The organism is Bartonella sp. AP36NXGY, from assembly GCF_042195865.1.
GTDB lineage: Bacteria > Pseudomonadota > Alphaproteobacteria > Rhizobiales > Rhizobiaceae > Bartonella.
On record NZ_JBHIPD010000139.1, the window covers coordinates 1 to 674 of the forward strand.

At 49.6% G+C, this 674-nt stretch carries 1 pseudogene; it reads left to right on the plus strand.

The features are described from left to right. Positions 1 to 674 (plus strand): annotated as a pseudogene (locus ACFINX_RS10335) (phage tail tape measure protein); the annotation flags it as partial.

Below are 674 nucleotides of genomic sequence, written 5' to 3' on the forward strand. Positions count from 1 at the left end.
TTGCTCTGCGCGTGTTGCGCTTTACCATGGCTGGCACACGTCTTGGGATTCTTCAATTGATGGGCTCTTTTATCAAGCTTAGAGTACTCAGTCGTGGTGTTGCTGCAAGCTGGCGGGGCTTAGCAGCCGCAGGGCGCTCGCTGGGCTTGCTAACCGCGGGTCTTGGGGCAAGTTCACTCCGACTCTTACGCCCCATAACTTTACTGGTAGGGGCTTTACGGGGGATTGCTGTCTCAGGAAGTGCATTTGCTGCCTCTTTTGGTTGGATGGGGACAGTGATCGAAGTGGTTGGGGCAAGTCTTTCCTCTGTTGTGGGGGGTATTTTTACCCCAATAGGGGCGGTCATTGCTGCTGTTGTGGCGGTCATACTGGCTGCTGGTTTTGCTTTGTGGAAATATTGGGATCGTTTTTCTTCATTTGTCAAAGGTTTTGCACGGGGGGTATCTCGGGCTTTTGGGCGTGCCTTTGAAGCCGTCATGCGCTTTTTTGGTGCTGATACCACCACCATCACCAAATGGAAAAATATCATTGCTGCTGCTTTTGATTTCTCTCAAACTTGGCAAAAGTTTAAACAAGAGCTTAGCGCTGTTGTCGAGTGGTTTGGCAATTTGTGGGAGGGCGTTAAACAAAGCTTTTCCAACTTTTGGCAATGGTTGAAGAGTTTTTTTACACAG